Source organism: Salinilacustrithrix flava (assembly GCF_041228405.1).
GTDB lineage: Bacteria > Actinomycetota > Acidimicrobiia > Acidimicrobiales > Salinilacustritrichaceae > Salinilacustrithrix > Salinilacustrithrix flava.
The window spans coordinates 711471-728235 of sequence record NZ_CP133888.1; the positions used below are offsets into that span (position 1 = coordinate 711471).

At 72.0% G+C, this 16765-nt stretch carries 13 protein-coding genes; 9 read left to right on the forward strand and 4 right to left on the reverse strand.

Features of this window, described 5'->3' with window-relative positions; genetic code table 11:
- Positions 1–53 precede the first annotated feature (53 nt).
- Positions 54–1520, forward strand: a complete 1467-nt coding sequence (locus RGQ06_RS03445) for a flavin-containing monooxygenase (RefSeq protein ID WP_432429284.1) — start codon at positions 54–56, stop codon at positions 1518–1520.
- Here the strand turns inward: RGQ06_RS03445 and RGQ06_RS03450 are convergent.
- Together RGQ06_RS03450 and RGQ06_RS03455 are read right to left on the reverse strand one after the other, a co-directional pair.
- On the reverse strand, positions 1511–2029 hold the full coding sequence (locus RGQ06_RS03450) for a (2Fe-2S)-binding protein (RefSeq protein WP_432429283.1): 519 nt from the start codon (positions 2027–2029) through the stop codon (positions 1511–1513). The two genes, RGQ06_RS03445 and RGQ06_RS03450, sit on opposite strands and share 10 nt — an antisense overlap.
- A gap of 11 nt (positions 2030–2040) precedes the next feature.
- Positions 2041–4392 (reverse strand): molybdopterin cofactor-binding domain-containing protein, encoded by a 2352-nt coding sequence (locus RGQ06_RS03455; RefSeq protein WP_432429282.1) that lies wholly within the window; start codon positions 4390–4392, stop codon positions 2041–2043.
- 120 nt (positions 4393–4512) lie between these two features.
- On the opposite strand from RGQ06_RS03455, the gene RGQ06_RS03460 reads away from it, so the two are divergent.
- The 8 genes from RGQ06_RS03460 (at position 4513) to RGQ06_RS03495 (ending at position 13997) form a co-directional block, all read left to right on the forward strand.
- Positions 4513–6066 (forward strand): acyl-CoA carboxylase subunit beta, encoded by a 1554-nt coding sequence (locus RGQ06_RS03460; RefSeq protein ID WP_432429281.1) that lies wholly within the window; start codon positions 4513–4515, stop codon positions 6064–6066.
- 37 nt (positions 6067–6103) lie between these two features.
- Complete coding sequence (locus RGQ06_RS03465; protein ID WP_432429280.1) at positions 6104–7234, forward strand: MFS transporter; 1131 nt, start codon at positions 6104–6106, stop codon at positions 7232–7234.
- Positions 7234–8247 (forward strand): ABC transporter ATP-binding protein, encoded by a 1014-nt coding sequence (locus RGQ06_RS03470; protein WP_432429279.1) that lies wholly within the window; start codon positions 7234–7236, stop codon positions 8245–8247. The genes RGQ06_RS03465 and RGQ06_RS03470 overlap by 1 nt, the downstream gene beginning before the upstream one ends.
- Positions 8248–8257: 10 nt before the next feature.
- Positions 8258–8431 carry a hypothetical protein gene (locus RGQ06_RS03475; RefSeq protein WP_432429278.1) on the forward strand — a complete coding sequence of 58 codons (174 nt, stop codon included), beginning with the start codon at positions 8258–8260 and terminating at the stop codon, positions 8429–8431.
- Positions 8432–8439: 8 nt separating this feature from the next.
- On the forward strand, positions 8440–9450 hold the full coding sequence (locus tag RGQ06_RS03480) for a metallophosphoesterase family protein (RefSeq protein WP_432429277.1): 1011 nt from the start codon (positions 8440–8442) through the stop codon (positions 9448–9450).
- 82 nt (positions 9451–9532) lie between these two features.
- Positions 9533–10663, forward strand: coding sequence for a CaiB/BaiF CoA transferase family protein (locus RGQ06_RS03485; protein WP_432429276.1), 1131 nt, complete (start codon positions 9533–9535; stop codon positions 10661–10663).
- A 104-nt stretch (positions 10664–10767) separates the two neighbouring features.
- Positions 10768–11838, forward strand: coding sequence for a glycosyltransferase family 4 protein (locus tag RGQ06_RS03490; protein ID WP_432429275.1), 1071 nt, complete (start codon positions 10768–10770; stop codon positions 11836–11838).
- Entirely contained in the window at positions 11835–13997 is a 2163-nt protein-coding gene (locus RGQ06_RS03495; RefSeq protein WP_432429274.1) for an amylo-alpha-1,6-glucosidase, read from the forward strand. The genes RGQ06_RS03490 and RGQ06_RS03495 overlap by 4 nt, the downstream gene beginning before the upstream one ends.
- Positions 13998–14000: 3 nt before the next feature.
- Here RGQ06_RS03495 and RGQ06_RS03500 read toward each other — a convergent pair whose 3' ends face one another.
- Both RGQ06_RS03500 and RGQ06_RS03505 read right to left on the reverse strand, forming a co-directional pair.
- Positions 14001–14735: a GGDEF domain-containing protein gene (locus RGQ06_RS03500; protein ID WP_432429273.1), complete on the reverse strand. Its 735-nt coding sequence runs from the start codon at positions 14733–14735 to the stop codon at positions 14001–14003.
- A gap of 16 nt (positions 14736–14751) precedes the next feature.
- The gene (locus RGQ06_RS03505) at positions 14752–16701 is read right to left on the reverse strand and encodes a protein meaA (RefSeq protein WP_432429272.1); all 1950 of its coding nucleotides are present in this window, start codon (positions 16699–16701) and stop codon (positions 14752–14754) included.
- Positions 16702–16765: the final 64 nt, after the last annotated feature.

Genomic DNA, 16765 nt, shown 5'->3' on the forward strand with positions numbered 1-16765 from the left:
CCCGGCGGTCAGTCGGTGGGGCACGATGGCGCACGACCGAAGGGGGAGCCGCCTTGGCCAACGACCACGTCGACGTCCTGATCGTCGGAGCCGGGATCTCCGGGATCGGCGCCGCGCACCACCTGCTCGCCGACCGGCCGGGCACGACCTTCACGATCCTCGAGTGCCAGGAGGGCTACGGCGGCACCTGGCGCACGCACACCTATCCGGGCGTGCGATCCGACAGCGACCTGTACACCTTCGGCTACTCGTTCAAGCCGTGGACGGGCGCGCCGATCGCCACCGCGGAGGAGATCCTCACCTACCTCGGCGAGGTCATCGAGGAGGACGGGCTCGACGAGCACATCCGCTACCAGCACCAGATCGACACCGCGACCTGGTCCACCGAGGACCGCCGCTGGACCCTGACCGGCACCCGCACCGACACCGGCGAGGCGTTCACGATCTCCGCCGGCTTCCTCTGGATGTGCCAGGGCTACTACCGCCACACCGAGGGCTACACGCCCGAGTGGGACGGCATGGACGACTTCGCCGGCCAGGTCGTGCACCCTCAGACCTGGCCCGACGACCTCGACTACGCCGGCAAGCGGGTCGTCGTCATCGGTTCGGGCGCCACCGCCGCCACCCTCATCCCGGCCATGGCACCCGACTGCGAGCACATCACGATGCTGCAGCGCTCCCCCACGTACTTCGCCACCGGCCGCAACGCGAACGAGCTGGCCGACCAGCTCCGCGATCTCGAGGTCCCGGACGAGTGGACCCACGAGATCGTCCGGCGCCAGGTCCTCAAGACCCAGGCGCTGGTCACCTCGATGTCCGCCGAGCACCCCGAGCTGGTGAAGGAGGAGCTGTTCAAGGGGATCAAGGCGATCCTCGGCGACGACTACGACCTCAGCCCGCACTTCACCCCCGCCTACCGACCCTGGCAGCAGCGCATCGCCTTCGTCCCCGACGGCGACCTGTTCGAGGGCATCAAGAGCGGCAAGGCCTCGGTGGTCACCGACACCATCGACCGGTTCGTGCCCGAGGGCATCCGACTCGCCTCGGGCGAGGTGCTCGAGGCCGACCTCATCATCACCGCCACCGGCTTCGAGATGAGCGTGCTCGGCGACATCACCTTCACCATCGACGACGAGCCCCTCGACTTCGCCCAGACCGTCGGGTACCGCGGCACGATGTTCACCGGCGTGCCCAACATGGCGTGGGTCTTCGGCTACTTCCGCGCCAGCTGGACCCTGCGCGCCGACCTCATCGCCGACTTCGTGTGCCGCCTCCTCGACCACATGGACGAGCTCGGCGCCGACATCGTGGTGCCCCAGCTGCGCGCGCAGGACGCCGACATGGGCCTGCTCCCCTGGGTGGACCCGGAGGACTTCAACCCCGGCTACCTGATGCGGGCGCTGCACCTCATGCCCAAGCAGGGCACGAAGGAGCCCTGGCGCTTCACCCAGGACTACTGGGCCGAGAAGGACGAGTTCCCCGCCGCCGACCTCGACGACGGGGCGCTTCGCTACCGCTGAGCGCCGCGCACGAAGACCGGCGTCTCCGCCATGACGGCGAGGGCACGGCGGATGGCCGTGCGCACCCGGGGATAGGTGCCGCACCGGCACACGTTGCGCAGCGAGTCGAGCTCGGCCTCGGTGACGTCGCGGCGACCGTCGGCGAGCAGCGTCTGGATCAGGTCGACGGCGGCCATGATCTGGCCGGGCTGGCAGAAGCCGCACTGGGCGACGTCCTCCTCCAGCCAGACCTCCTGCACCGGGTGCAGGCCGTCGCCGTCCACCGCGTCGGCCAGGCCCTCGATGGTGACGACCTCGTCGCTCGGCCGCAGCTGGCCGACCGGGACCGAGCACGGGTTGAACGCCTTGCCGTTGACGAGGCTGGTGCAGGACTGGCAGATGCTGAGGCCGCAGCCGTACTTCGGGCCGGTGATGTCGAGCAGGTCGCGCAGGACCCAGAGCAAGCGCACGTCGTCCTCGACGTCGACCTCCACCCGCTGGCCGTTCACCATGAACTTCTGGACAGGCATCGATGCTCCTCTCAGCGCCGGCCGAGGCCGTCGGTCGGGGACTGCGGGATGGCGCCCTGGGGCACGATGGACTCGGCGAGGGGCATCCCGTGGTTGATCGGGAACGACGTCGGCATCGAGCCGGTGGCCCGGGCGTAGGCGTTGGCCGTGGCGGCCATGGAGGCGGCGACGCCGAACTCGCCGGCACCACCCGGCTGGCTGGACGAGTCGAGGATGAACACCTGGGTCTCGAACGGCACGTTCCACTGGCGGGTGTAGTACGCGTGCTCCCAGGAGTCCTCGGCGAAGCCTCCATCGACCAGGTGCAGCGAGAACGACAGGCAGTTCGCGATCCCGTCCATCATCCCGCCGAGCATCTGGGCTTCGAGCCCGCGCGGGTTGATGGTGAGCCCGACGTCCACGGCGTAGATGGCCCGGGTGACCCGGGGCCCGGTGTAGGCGTAGGCCGCCGTCGGGACGGTGCGGGACACGGTCTCGGGCCGGCAGTCGATCTCGATGAGGCAGGCGGCCCGGCCCTTGTACTCGCTGTGGAAGCCGAGGCCCTGGGCGGTGCCGGCCGGCATCTCCCGACCCCAGCTCCCCGCCTCGGCCACCTTCTCCAGCACCGCGACGGACCGGGCATCTCGCAGGGTCGACAGGCGCAGCTCGAGGGGGTCTCGCCCGACCTCGGCCGCGACCTGGTCGATGGCCAGCTCCCGGGCCGTGACCACGTTCGGGCTGTAGATGTTGCGCATCGAGCCGGTGCGGAACACGTTGGTCTCGATCTCGCCCGGGGCCGGGAGCGTCTCGGCCAGGAGCTGCTCGACGGCACCGAAGTCGTAGGGGACGTACTGGGTGAGCATGAACACGGTCTGGGAGAAGCCCATCCCGCCGAGGCCGCCCGGCAGCTCGTCGGCACGGGCCGTGATGATCTCGCCGAGCCCGTGGCCGAAGTCGGTGTTCACGCTGGTGTGGTGCTGGGCGTAGGAGACGATGTCGGTCTCGCTGCGGGTGATCCGGATCGAGGAGCGACACGCCGGGTGCGCCCGGCCCTGGCGGAAGTCGTCGGTGCGGGTCCAGCTCAGCTTCACCGGCACCCCCATGGCCTGGGAGACGAGCGCCGCCTCGCGGGCCGCGTCCCAGAACAGGTCGCGCCCGAAGGACCCACCGCCCTGCACGACGTGCACGGTGACCGCGTCCTGGGGCAGCCCCAGGGCGGAAGCGATGTCCTGCTGGGCCACGACCGGGTTCTTCATCGGTCCCCAGATCTCGGCCCGGTCGGTGCGCACGTCCGCCACGCACGGGTTGGTCTCCAACGGGCAGTTGGGCTGGAAGGCGAACGTGAAGCTGAAGTCCCTCGTCTGCACCGGCGACGGGATGCCGAGCGGGGTGAGCGCGCCGGTGTCCGGGACGACCTGGGGCAGCTCGGCGTCGGCGAGCGCGGCCTGCACCGACTCGTCCGACATCCCCGCGGCCGGGCCCGGCGCCCACTCGACGTCGATCACCTGGAGGGCGTCGATGCACTGGCCGAAGGTGCGGGCCCGGACGGCGACGCCGCTCTCGACGAGCGCGACGTGGGTCACGCCCGGGACGGCGAGCACCGCCGCCTCGTTGCGAAGCCGGACCGGCCGCCCGAGGTGCGTCGGTGGCCGGGCGACCATCGTCGGGAGGGCATCGGGGACGACGAGGTCGCCCGTGTACCGGAGCTCGCCGGTGACCATGGCCCGGGCGTCGATCCGGTTCTGCGGCGTGCCGACGATGCGGGGGCGCTCCCGCTTCGGCTGGACGTCGACGGCCTCGGTGACCTGCGACGACGCGTCGCGGGCGAGCTCACCGAAGCCGAGCGAGCTGCCGTCGGGGGCACGGATGACCCCGTCGAGGATGCCGAGCTCGGCGCCGGCGGACCCGAGGGCGATGGCAGCCGCGTCGAGCAGCCGCTGCCGGGCGACGGCGGCCGCGATCCGGACCGGGTCGTAGATGGTGTAGATGCTGTTGGACCCGCCGGTCAGCTGGTTGAAGAGCAGCTCCGGCCGCGCGTCGGCCTGGGTGATGCGCACCTGCGAGAGCGGGACGTCCATCTCCTCGGCGATGATCATGGCGATCGCCGTGTTGATCCCCTGGCCCACCTCCGTGCGGTGCAGCTCGAAGGACACGGTGCCGTCGTCCTCCACCGTGACCGTGATGAGGTTCGCCGTGGGACGGGCCGCGTCGCGCAGGAAGTCGATGAGGTCGTAGGACTCGGCGATCTGGGCCCCGATGCGGGGCAGCTCCTGCGCGTCGGCGGTGGCGAGCGGATCGATCCACCGCGCCGCGGTGATCAGCGTCGGTCCGGCGACGACGTAGCCGAGGAAGCGACGGCGGCTGACGTCCGGGCTCTGTCTCATGGTCCCCCCTGGTGGTGCGGCGATCGGGATGATCGGCGCAGACAGTACGGAACCGGACGAATCGATACACGTCGCGCGTGAGTGGGCCACCCGGAAGGGGCGCCACTAGTTTCCTCGCCCATGGCCGAGCACCCCATGTCCGAGCGCATCGCCGACCTCGAGGAGAAGAAGGCCGAGGCACGTCAGCCCGGGTCCGAGCGCTCGATCGCCCGGCAGCACGAGCGAGGCAAGATGCTCGCCCGCGAGCGCATCGAGTACCTGCTCGACGAGGGCAGCTTCCACGAGCTCGACCTGCTGGCCCGCCGGCCCATGGAGTCCTCCTTCGACGAGCGCCCCTACTCCGACGGCGTCATCACCGGCTGGGGCACCGTGGACGGCAAGAAGGTCTTCGTCTTCAGCCAGGACTTCACCGTGTACGGCGGCGCCCTGGGCGAGGTCTTCGCCAACAAGATCCACAAGCTCATGGACATGGCGCTCAAGATGGGTGCACCGCTTGTGGGCCTGAACGACGGCGCCGGCGCCCGCATCCAGGAGGGCGTGGTCTCCCTCGACTCCTACGGCGGGATCTTCTACCGCAACGTCAAGGCGTCGGGCGTCACGCCCCAGATCAGCGTGATCATGGGCCCGTGCGCCGGCGGCGCCGTCTACTCCCCCGCCATGACCGACTTCGTCTTCATGGTCGAGGACACCAGCTACATGTTCATCACCGGCCCCGACGTGGTGAAGACGGTGACCGGCGCCGACGTCACCCAGCAGGAGCTCGGCGGTGCCGACGCCCATTCGCAGAAGTCCGGCGTCTGCCAGTTCACCGGCCCCGACGACCGGGCCGTGCTCGACGACGTGAAGTACCTGCTGTCGTTCCTGCCGTCGAACAACCTCGAGGTGCCCCCGGTGCTGGACACCGGCGACGACCCCGAGCGCCAGTGCGACGCCCTGCGCGACATGGTGCCGACGAACCCGAACCAGCCCTACGACATGAAGGCGGTCATCGCCGAGATCGTCGACGATGGCGACTACTTCGAGTACGCCCCGTCGTGGGCGCCCCAGATCACCTGCGGCTTCGCCCGCATGGCGGGCCGCCCCGTCGGCATCGTCGGCAACCAGCCCATGGCGATGGCCGGCGTGCTCGACATCGAGTCGTCCGAGAAGGCGGCCCGGTTCGTGCGGACCTGCGACTCGTTCAACATCCCGCTGCTGACCTTCGTCGACGTCCCCGGCTTCATGCCCGGCGTCGACCAGGAGCACGGCGGCATCATCCGCCACGGCGCCAAGCTGCTCTACGCCTACTGCGAGTCCACGGTGCCCCGCATCCAGATCATCACCCGCAAGGCCTACGGCGGCGCGTACGTGGTCATGAACTCGCGCTCGATCGGTGCGGACTACGCCATCGCCTGGCCCTCGGCCGAGCTGGCCGTGATGGGCGCGGCCGGCGCCGTGGAGATCGTGAACCGGCGCGAGATCGCCGAGGCCGACGACGCCGACGCCAAGAAGGCCGAGCTGGTCGAGGAGTACTCGGAGAAGTTCCTCAACCCCTACGCGGCCGCCGACCGCGGCTACATCGACGACGTGATCGACCCGGCCGACACCCGCCGCAAGGTCAACGCCGCCCTCGACATGCTGGAGTCCAAGCGCGAGGAGCTGCCGGCGCGCAAGCACGGCAACGTGCCGCTGTAGCGACCCACCTCGGAGGCGGCCGATACGGTCCGCCACCGTGCAGGTCCCCATCCGGCTGCTGCGGGCGATCCGGCCGTCGGAGCACCCGGGCCTGCTGCTCACCACCGCGTACGGGACCGCCGTGCTGTCGGTGGCCCCGTTCCTGCTCCCCGCGCTGAGCGACGCCTACGGCGTCGGTCTCGGGCTGGCGTCCTTCGCCACCGCCGCGCAGCTGCTCGGCTTCGTGGCGGGATCGTGGGGGGCGGGGCGCTTCCTGCGGCCACGGGGCCGCGTGCTCGGCATCGCGCTGCTCGTCTCCGTGGCGGCGCACGGGCTCAGCGCCCTCCTGCCGCCCTTCGCCCTGCTCGTCGGCCTCCGCGTCGTCAGCGGCGTCGCCCTCGGCCTCATCACCTGGTTCAGCTGGACCCTCGTCTTCGGCGACGACGTCCGGATGAGCGAGATCGCCGTGGTCGGCCCCGTCATCGGGATCACCACCGCGCCGATCGCCGCCGAGCTGGTGGACCGGTTCGGCCCGAGGGGCATCTTCGTGGCCCTGGCCGTCACCGCGCTCGTCCCACTCGCCTTCAGCCGCCACAGCGGGAGCGACCACGAGCGCATCGTCACCCCGCGCGCCGAGCGGGTCGCCGGTGGACGATCCCGGCCGGCTGCCGGCGTCCGCCCGATCCTGGCGCTGCTCGGGCTCATGACGGTGGGTGGCTCCTCGGTCTTCACGTTCGGGGCCGTGATCGCCGCCGATCGCACGACCCTGTCGCTGTCGGCGATCTCGCTCGCGTACAGCGCCAACGCCCTCGCCTCGATCCCGAGCGCACGGTGGTCGGGACGGCGCGGTCCCGCCGGGGCGTGGATCGTCGGGTGCGGCGTGTGCGCGATCGTGATGGGGGCGGCGACGAGCGGACCGCTGTTCGTGGTGGCCATCGCCTTCTGGGGATTCGCCTTCTGGATGGGGACGCCCGGCGCCTTCTCGCTGCTCGCCGCACGATCGGCCGCCCCGGGCGAACGGGCCGGCGACGCGCAGGCGGTCATGGCCGCCGGGCGGGTGGTCGGCCCCCTCGCCGGCGGCGTGCTGCTGGATGCCACCAGCGCTGGGGTCCTCGGGGTGGTCGGCGGCGTGGTCGTGGGCGCGGCCGGCGCCGGCCTGGTGCTGGTCGAGCGCAGGGGCGCGGCCTGATGGCATCCGTCGCGTTCGCCGCCGTGACCAAGGAGCGCGAGGGCCGCGCCGTCCTGCGATCGCTGACGCTGGACGTCGACGACGGGACCATCTGCTGCCTGGTCGGGCCGTCGGGGTGCGGGAAGTCGACCGCAGTGCGCCTGCTGGCCGGGCTGGAGGAGCCGACGAGCGGCGAGATCCGGATCGATGGCCGACGGGTGAACGCGGTGCCGACCCGCGACCGCGGCCTCGGCATGGTCACCCAGACGTCGGCCCTGCTGCCCTCCCGCCCGACGGAGGACTCGGTCGGCCTGCCGCTCGACCTGCGCCACGACATCGACCGCGACGAGCGCCGGTGGCGCATCGACGAGCAGGCCCTCGCCCTCGACCTCGGCGACGTGCTCGGCCGGCCGCCGAGCACGCTCAGCGGGGGTGAGATCCAGGTGGCCCAGATCGCGCGCGCCGTCATCGCCCGCCCGCGGGTGCTGCTCCTCGACGAACCGCTCGCCCGGATCGACCCGGCGCGCCGCGGCATGGTGCGCGCCGATCTCGTCCGCCTCCAGCAGCTGTACGGCGTCACCACGATCTGGGTCACCGCCGACCAGCGCGACGCGCTCGCCGTCGCCGACCGCGTGGCCGTGCTGCTCGACGGACGTCTGGAGCAGGTGGGGGCGCCGATGGCGGTGTACGACCGCCCCCGGACCCTGGCCGTGGCCCGGTTCTTCGGCGAGCCCGAGATCGGGGTCGTCCGGACCCGCCTCGGCGGCCGGCAGCTCGACGTCGGCATCCGACCACACGAGCTGCGCGCGGCCGCGCCCGGTGCCGAGGGCACCCGCTTCCAGGGCACGGTCGTGGGTGTGGAGGTCCTGGGCCGCCGGGCGGTCGCCACCGTCGCCGTCGAGGGCGGCACCCTCCGTTGGGACGGCGCGCCGGTGCGCACCCGGGTCGGCGAGCGGCTCGACCTCGTCGTCGACCCCGACCGGGTCCACCTCTTCGACGCCGACACTGGTGTCGCCGTGGGCCACCCCGAGTAACTTCGCGCCCGTGCAGATCCAGCCCGCACCAACCGACGAGGAGGCCGTGGCCATCGCCGCGGCCATCGAGGTCGCCTGGCCACGGGTCGGCGGCGAGGCGCCGGACGACCGCCCGAACCGGTGGCGGTTCTCGGGACGCTGGTGGAGCCAGCCGGTCCCCATGCGCCGCAACCGCCCCTGGTAGCCGAACCGGTGGGCGCAGAGATCACCACGGTCGGGCCCGACCTGGTCGTGGTGCACCACGGCACCCGCGCACACCGCTACGAGGAGCTGGAGCCCGGACGGGTCCACGAGCTCGACGGCCTCGAGGTCGAGACGATGCCGGATCCCGGCGGTGAGCTGCTCGCCCGCTTCGCGACGGTCAACGACGTCCACTTCGGCGAGACCCGATGCGGGGTCGTGGAGGGCCACGAGGACGAGATCGGCCCCATCCTCACGGCCGAGCCTGGCGAGCCCCCCTACCCCGTCACCATGAACGAGGCGGCCATCGCCGAGATCCAGGCCGCCGAGGTGGACGCCGTGTTCGTCAAGGGCGACCTCACCACGGACGGGACCGACGAGGAGTACGCCGACTTCCTCGAGACCTACGGCGGCGCCTTCGGCGATCGGCTCACCCACGTGCGGGGCAACCACGACGCCTACGAGGGCCGGGCCTACGCCGACTGGCCCCTCCAGCGCGTCGACCTGCCCGGCGCCACGGTCGTGCTGCTCGACACCACCGTCCCGTTCAAGTCGTCCGGCGGCCTCACCCACGATCAGCTCGACGAGCTCGACGCCATCGCCGCCGACGCCGACCGCCCGGTGGTGGTCCTCGGCCACCACCACGTGTGGGACCCGCGGTCGAAGGAGCGGAACGACACCTACTTCGGCATCCACCCGGACTGGTCCGAGCGCCTCGTCGACATCGCCGCCCGTCGGCCGCGCATCGTGGGCTACTTCGCCGGGCACACCCACCGGAACCGGGTCCGGCGGTTCCCCCAGACCGGTGACATGCCGTGGGTCGAGGTCGCGTGCGTGAAGGACTACCCGGGGGCGTGGGCCGAGTACCGGGTGCACGAGGGCGGCATCGTGCAGCTGCACCACCGGATCTCCTCGCCCGAGGCCCTGGCGTGGACCGAGCGCACCCGGGGCATGTACCTCGGCACGTACGCCGACTACGCCTTTGGGAAGCTCAGCGACCGGTGCTTCATGCTGGGCCGGTGACCGCCGTTCGTCGGCCCCGAGGGGCCTCCTCTCTAACCGAGTTGCTCGGCTGCGCCTCACAACTCGCGAGGTACCTGTCGCGATGAATCTTCCTTTGGCCGACCTGCGGGTCATCGACGCGTCCACCGTGCTCGCCGGGCCGGCGTGCGCCCGCTACCTGGCCGACTTCGGCGCCGACGTCATCAAGGTCGAGCGCCCCGGCAGCGGCGACGGCACCCGAGACATGTTCCGGCGGGACCCCGACGACGACGTCACCTACTTCTGGAAGCTGCTCGGCCGGGGCAAGCGCGCCATCGTGCTCGACCTCAAGACCGACCGGGGCCGCGCCGACATGCTCGACCTGTGCGCCGGCGCCGACGTGCTGGTCGAGAACTTCCGGCCCGGCACGCTCGAGCGCCTCGGCCTCGGGCCCGACGTGCTCCACGAGCGCAACCCGGATCTCGTCATCACCCGGGTCACCGGCTTCGGGCAGGACGGCCCCTACGCCGGCCGCGCCGGCTTCGCCACGCTCGCCGAGGCCATGTCCGGCTTCGCCTCCCTGTCCGGCGAGCCCGACGGGGCGCCGCTGCTGCCGCCCATCGCCCTCACCGACGAGGTCACCGGCCTCACCGCGGCCTTCGCCACCATGGTCGCCGTCCACTCCGGGGTCGGACAGGTCGTGGACGTGAACCTGCTCGAGTCCCTGCTGCAGATCATGGGGCCGCTGGTCTCGGCGGCAGCGGTCGAGGGATGGGAGCAGCCCCGCCTCGGATCGGGAGTCCCCTACACCGTCCCCCGCGGGACCTGGCAGTGCGCCGACGGCGGCTGGGTCGCGGTGTCGACGTCAGCGGAGTCCGTGGCCCGCCGCGTCCTCGAGCTGGTCGGCCTGGGCGACGACGAGACCCTGCAGACCTTCGACGGCCGGGTCGCGGCACGGGGCCGGATCGACGCACGCATGGCCGAGTGGATCGGCGCGCGGACCCGGGACGAGGTGCTGGCGGCGTTCGAGGAGGCGCAGGCCGCGTGCGCTCCCGTGTACTCCATGAACGAGGTCCTGGCCGATCCCCACGTGCAGGCCCGCGGCTCCGTGGCGGAGGTCGACGGCACCCCGATGCAGGGCTTGGTCGCTCGGCTGTCCGCCACCCCCGGCCGCATCCGCTGGACCGGCCGGCCGCTCGGCGCCGACACCGACGAGGTGCTCTCGGAGCTGGCGGACCGACGGCCGCCGACGTAGGTCACCACTCCTCGGGACGCCGACGCCGGCGGGGGTTTACGCTCGGGTCCGACGAGCGGCCCCGCCTCTGCGGTCCACGCTCGACGAACAGGGAGCGATCGGCCATGCGCATCGGGATCGTTGCACCGCCATGGGTCTCCGTCCCACCGGAGGGCTACGGCGGCACGGAGTCCGTGATCGATCGGCTGGCACGCGGCCTCCTCGCCGCCGGCCACGACGTCTTCCTCTGGACCACCGGTGATTCCACGTGCCCGGTGCCGAAGGGGTGGATCCTCGAGCGAGGCGACCGGGAGCGGCTCGGCGCTGCGGTCGTGGAGCTCCACCACCTGATCCACGGGTACGAGGCCATGCTCGACTGGGGCGCCGACGTGGTGCACGACCACACCCTCATCGGCCCCGTGTACGCCCGGCGTCACCCCGAGCTGCCGGTCGTCACCACCAACCACGGCCCGTTCAACAAGGAGCTGATCACGCTCTACCGGGCCGTGACCGACCAGGTCGCCCTCATCGCCATCAGCCACGACCAGGCGGCGCGGGGCATCCGGGCCGGCCTGCCGATCGACGCCGTCATCCACCACGGCATCGATCTCGACCGCTACTCCGAGGGTGACGGCGCCGGCGACGACCGGGGGGAGTACCACCTCTTCCTCGGCCGCATGGCGCCGGAGAAGGGCGCCCGGCGCGCCATCCTCGCGGCGCGCGAGGCCGGTGTGCGCCTGCTCCTCGCGGCCAAGATGCAGGAGCCGCTGGAGCGGTCGTTCTTCGCCGAGCAGGTGCAGCCGCTGCTGGACGACCGCATCGAGTACGTCGGCGAGGTCGGGATCGAGCGCAAGCTCGAGCTGCTCCGGGGTGCCCGGTCGCTGGTGAACCCGATCCGATGGCCGGAGCCGTTCGGGCTGGTGATGATCGAGGCGCTCGCCTGCGGCACGCCCGTGCTGTCGTTCCGCGAGGGAGCCGCTCCCGAGATCGTCGAGCACGGCAGGACCGGGTACCTGTGCGACGACGTCGCGGACCTCACCCGCCGCCTGGCCGACGTCGACGGACTCGACCGCGACGCCTGCCGGCAGGACGCGGAGCGCCGCTTCAGCGTCTCGCGCATGGTCGCCGACCACCTCGCCCTGTTCGAGCGGGTCATCGAGCAGCGCGCGAGCCAGCCCGGACTGGTCCGTCCATGACCAGCGACCCGTCACCGTTCGCCGGGACCACCGCCGTCGCGCCGCTCGGCCACGCCGAGGGCACGGTGACGCTCGTGGCCGGGCAGGCCTTCGCCCTGTCCGGTCGGAGCGGGGACATGCGCGCCGACCTCCCGAACGGCCTGTTCGTCCTCGACACCCGGATCCTGTCCCGGTGGGAGCTGCTGCTCAACGGGCACCGCGTCGAACCGCTCGCGGTCGAGCTCGACACCCCGTTCTCGGCACGGTTCGCCGGACGGGGGGCACCGGACGCCGGCCACGCCGACGCAAGCCTCGTGCTGTTCCGGTCCCGGTACGTCGGCCTCGGCATGCAGGAGCGGCTCCGCATCACGAACCACGGGGCCGACACCGTCCCGCTGCTCGTCGAGCTCAGCTGCGACGTGGACTTCGCCGACCTGTTCGCGGTGAAGGAGAGCCGGGTCGAGCGGCGGGGCCGGCACCGCGCCGACGCAGAACCCGGGCGGCTCCGCTTCACCCACGACGCCGACCGGGTCACCAAGGTCGTCACGATCTCGCTCTCCGAGGATGCCGAGGTCGAACCGGGGAGGGCGGCGTGGCGCGCCTCGCTCGCCCCGGGGGCGAGCTGGGAGGTCGTCATCGAGGTGACCGTCGAGCTCGACGGCGTCCCGATCGTCCCCCACTTCGCCGGGCTCGACGGTGCCCACCCGGAGCCGACCCGTCGCCTGGAGGAGTGGCATGCCCGGCTCCCGCAGATCGAGACCGACCACGCCGGGTTCGCCCAGACCATCGAGCGCTCGGCGAACGACCTCGGCGCCCTGCGCATCTTCGACCCGGACCACCCCGAGCTCCCGATCCTCGCCGCCGGCGCCCCGTGGTTCATGACGGTCTTCGGCCGCGACTCGCTGCTCACCGCGTGGATGACCCTCATCGCCGATCCGTCCCTCGCCCACGGGGTCCTCGAGACCCTGGCCCGCTTCCAGGGCGAGGACGAGGACCCCCGCACCGAGGAGCAACCGGGTCGGATCCTGCACGAGATGCGCTTCGGGCAGGCCGGTGGGCTCGCGCTCGGGGGCGGCGACATCTACTACGGGACCGTCGACGCCACTCCCCTGTTCGTCATGCTCCTGGGTGAGCTTCGCCGGTGGGACCCCGACGACGAGATGGCCGATCGGCTGCTGCCGCACGCGGACCGGGCGCTCGAGTGGATCGAGCACCACGGCGACCGCGACGGTGACGGCTACGTCGAGTACGAGCGCTCCGACGAGCGGGGCCTGGCCAACCAGGGCTGGAAGGACTCCTGGGATGCCATCCGCTTCGCCGACGGCACCTTCGCCCGGACGCCGATCGCGCTGTGCGAGGCACAGGGCTACGTGTACGCCGCCTACCTGGCCCGGGCCCACTTCGCCGAGGAGATGGGCGACGTCGCCGGCCACGACCGCTGGGCGGAGAAGGCCCGCACCCTGCGACGCCGGTTCAACGAGGACTTCTGGCTGGAGGAGCAGGGCACGTTCGCCCTCGCGCTCGACGCCGACAAGCGGCCGGTGGACGCGGTGTGCTCGAACGTCGGGCACTGCCTGTGGACGGGCATCGTCGATCCCGAGCTGGCCCCGCTGGTCGCCGATCGCCTGCTGGCCCCGGATTCCTTCTCGGGCTTCGGTGTGCGGACGATGGCGGCCTCGATGGCGGCCTACAACCCGGTCAGCTACCACAACGGCTCGGTCTGGCCCCACGACAACGCCATCGCCGCCGCCGGACTCGCCCGCTACGGGATGGTCGACCACGCCAACCGGATCATCGAGGGCCAGCTGGCGGCGGCCGGGCACCAGCGGGGCGCCCTGCCGGAGCTCTTCGCCGGCTTCAGCATCGACGAGCTCGGCGTCCCCGCCGGCTACCCCACCTCGTGCTCGCCCCAGGCGTGGGCTGCGGCCGCACCGCTGCTGTGGCTGCGAGCCATGCTGCGCCTCGACCCGCAGGCGGTGCAGGGCAGGGTGTGGCTCGAGCCCACCCTGCTCGACTCCATGGCCCGGCTCCGGGTCGAGGGCATCCGCGTCGCCGGCTGCACCCTGACCGTCACCGTCGAGGGCGGCGAGGTCGAGGTGGCGGGTGCCGACGGGCTCGAGGTCATGCCCGGTGCCCGACCGGTCCTCCCCCTGGCCGCTCCTGCGCCTCCCTCGCGCTGAGGCTCAGGGCGCTCCGGCGACCTCGATGCGATCGGTCGCCCAGTCCCGGGCCGCCTCGAGCGCGGCGCGGGCCTTCTCCTCGAGCTCCTCGGGCTCGAGGCCGTGCGCCGGGTAGGAGGCGACCCCGGCGCGGAAGCGGCGGGAGCGACCGCCCTCGAGCAGGTTCCGACGGACCCGCTCCGCGGTCCAGACGGCGCCGTTCTCGCCGGTGTCCTCGAGGATGCAGACGAAGGCGTGGCCGTCGAGGTGGCCGGCCACGTCGGCCTCACGCAGGGTCCGACGCAGCACGGCGGCCACGTCGTCGGCCGGCACGAGCGCGGTGGTGGACCCGTCGGGGGCCATGTCGTAGGCCTCGAAGCACACCACCGACAATGGGCGCAGCGCCCGACGGGCGACGGCCACCCGGCCCCGCAGGGTGGTGAGCAGGAACTCCGGCCCGAGCATGCCGCTGCCGCCGGCGGGAGGGCCGGACTCGAAGATCGCCCGGATCGGATCGACGTCGTCGTCGACCTCAGGGGCAGCCGGTGCGACGGTGCCGGTCGGCACCGGCTCCGACGGCTGGGGGGCCGGCTCGTGCTCCTGCGGGTCCTCGATCAGGACGAGCACGGCCACGAGGGCGCTGGCGACGCCGGCGACCACGGCCGGGACGGCTGCCGCGGTGACCACGGCCAGCACGCCCGCCACGCCGGCGACCACGGCCGCCGCCACGACGGCCCAGCGTCCCCCCGCCCGGCTCACCCCCGCCGTCCCATCGTCACTCGCTGACCAGGTCGAGGATCTCGCCCATGATCTTGGTGAGGTCGAAGTCCTTCGGCGTGTACACGGCGGCGACGCCAGCCTCGGTGAGCACGCTCCGGTCGTCCTCGGGGATGATGCCGCCGGCGATGACGGGTGCGTCGCTGCCCGCCTCACGGATGAGGCGAACCGTCTCGGGCACCAGCTCGAGGTGGCTGCCGGACAGGATCGAGAGCCCGATGGCGTCGACGTCCTCGTCGGCAGCGACCTGGGCGATCTGGGCCGGCGTCAGGCGGATGCCCTGGTAGATGACCTCGAAGCCGGCGTCGCGGGCGGCCACGGCGATCTGCTCGGCGCCGTTGGAGTGGCCGTCGAGGCCGGGCTTGGCCACGAGCAGGCGGGGCGGGCCCGACGGGCGGGCCTTGATCTTCTCGGCCACGTCGCGCAGGCCCTGGCTCGTGCCGTGGCCGGCCGCGGCGGCGACGCCGGTGGGGGCCCGGTACTCGCCGAACACCTCGCGCAGCAGGCCCGACCACTCGCCGGTGGTTCCGCCTGCGTGGGCCAGGTCGATGGTGGCCGGCATGATGTTGTCGCCCGACTCGGCCACCCGTCGCAGCTCGTCGAGGCTGCGCTTCACGGCGTCGTTGTCCCGCTCGGATCGCCACTGCTGCACGTCGGCGATGAGCATGTCCTGCACGCCGGGATCGACCTTCATGATCGAGTCCTCGCCGCCGAGGGGCGACGGCGCGGTCTCGGTGTACGCGTTGACGCCGACCACGACCTGGTCACCGGACTCGATGCGCCGGATCCGCTCGGCGTGGCTGCGGACGAGGCGACCCTTCATCTCATCGATGGCCTCGAAGGCGCCGCCGAGGTCGAGGATGTCGGTCATCTCGGCCCACGAGGCCTCGACCAGCTCGGCGGTGAGGCCCTCCATCACGTGGGACCCGTCGAAGATGTCCTCGTACTCGAGCAGATCCGTCTCGTGGGCCAGCACCTGCTGCACCCGCAGCGACCACTGCTGGTCCCACGGGCGGGGCAGGCCGAGCGCCTCGTTCCAGGCCGGCAGCTGGATCGACCGGGCCCGGGCGCTCTTGGACAGCGTGACGCCGAGGGCCTCGAGCACGATGCGCTGCACGTTGTTCTCGGCCTGCTGCTCGGTGAGGCCGAGGCTGTTCACCTGCACGCCGTAGCGGAACCGCAGCGCCTTGTCGTCGGTGACGCCGTAGCGCTCGCGACCGATGCGCTCCCACAGCTGGGTGAAGGCCCGCATCTTCGCCGTCTCCTCGACGAAGCGGATGCCGGCGTTGACGAAGAACGAGATGGAGCCGAACACCTGGGCGAAGCGGTCGTCGTCGACCTGGCCGGACTCCTTGACCGCGTCGAGCACGCCGATGGCGTTGGCGAGGCTGTAGGCGATCTCCTGCACCGGCGTCGCTCCGGCCTCCTGCAAGTGGTAGCTGCACACGTTCATCGGGTTCCACTTCGGGATCCACTCGGCGCAGAAGGCGATCATGTCGACGATGAGCCGGCGGCTCGGGACCGGCGGGAAGATGTAGGTCCCCCGCGACAGGTACTCCTTGACGATGTCGTTCTGCGTGGTGCCGCGCAGCGCCTTGGACTCGATGCCCTTCTTCTCGGCGTTCGCCACGTACAGGCCGAGCATCCACGCCGCCGGGGCGTTGATGGTCATCGACGTGTTCATCTGGTCCTGGGGGATGCCGTCGAGAAGCGTGTCCATGTGGCCGAGGTGAGCCACCGGGACGCCCACCTTGCCGACCTCGCCACGCGCGAGCACGTGGTCGGGGTCGTAGCCGGTCTGGGTGGGCAGGTCGAAGGCGATCGACAGGCCGGTCTGCCCCCTGGCCAGGTTCGTGCGGTACAGCTCGTTGCTCGCCTTGGCGGTGGAGTGACCCGAATAGGTCCGCATCATCCAGGGGCGGTCACGCTCATGTCGCACGTCGGCCATGGCGCCATTCTCGGGCACCGGCGCACGCACCCGCCACCTGGGACGGCCCGTGCTCTGGAACAGC

Coding starts and splice junctions, on each gene's coding strand:
- RGQ06_RS03450 (WP_432429283.1), bottom strand. CDS start 2,029: ATGCCTGTCCAGAAGTTCATGGTGAACGGCCAGCGGGTGGAGGTCGAC.
- RGQ06_RS03455 (WP_432429282.1), bottom strand. CDS start 4,392: ATGAGACAGAGCCCGGACGTCAGCCGCCGTCGCTTCCTCGGCTACGTC.
- RGQ06_RS03460 (WP_432429281.1), top strand. CDS start 4,513: ATGGCCGAGCACCCCATGTCCGAGCGCATCGCCGACCTCGAGGAGAAG.
- RGQ06_RS03470 (WP_432429279.1), top strand. CDS start 7,234: ATGGCATCCGTCGCGTTCGCCGCCGTGACCAAGGAGCGCGAGGGCCGC.
- RGQ06_RS03485 (WP_432429276.1), top strand. CDS start 9,533: ATGAATCTTCCTTTGGCCGACCTGCGGGTCATCGACGCGTCCACCGTG.
- RGQ06_RS03490 (WP_432429275.1), top strand. CDS start 10,768: ATGCGCATCGGGATCGTTGCACCGCCATGGGTCTCCGTCCCACCGGAG.
- RGQ06_RS03495 (WP_432429274.1), top strand. CDS start 11,835: ATGACCAGCGACCCGTCACCGTTCGCCGGGACCACCGCCGTCGCGCCG.
- RGQ06_RS03505 (WP_432429272.1), bottom strand. CDS start 16,701: ATGGCCGACGTGCGACATGAGCGTGACCGCCCCTGGATGATGCGGACC.